The 330-nt window shown below is 39.7% G+C and carries 1 protein-coding gene; it reads left to right on the forward strand.

The features are described 5' to 3' along the window. Nucleotides 1–330, forward strand: a 330-nt coding sequence (locus ACEO2X_RS14310; RefSeq protein WP_371972197.1) for an IS30 family transposase, incomplete at both ends; no start/stop codon positions are given.

Raw genomic sequence — 330 nt, forward strand, 5'->3', positions numbered from 1 at the left:
TTGATTATTTGATTGGTTTGGACTGGTCACCAGAACAAATTTCAGGTGCTTTAACACAACGCGGTTGGCTGGATGTACCTTCACATGAGTGGATTTACCAGTACATTTATCAAGATAAATCAAAAGGTGGTAAACTTCATCTACACTTAAGGCATCAGAAGAAATATCGAAAACGCGGTTACAAAAACACGGATCGTAGGGGTCAAATCATTGATAAAACAAGTATTCACTGCCGAGACCAGGTCATTGATCAACGACAACGTTTAGGAGATTTCGAAGGTGACACGGTGATTGGTAAACATCATAAAGGTGCTTTATTGACTCTCGTTG

The organism is Acinetobacter sp. AL9, assembly GCF_041464035.1.
GTDB classification, from domain to species: Bacteria; Pseudomonadota; Gammaproteobacteria; order Pseudomonadales; family Moraxellaceae; genus Acinetobacter; species Acinetobacter towneri.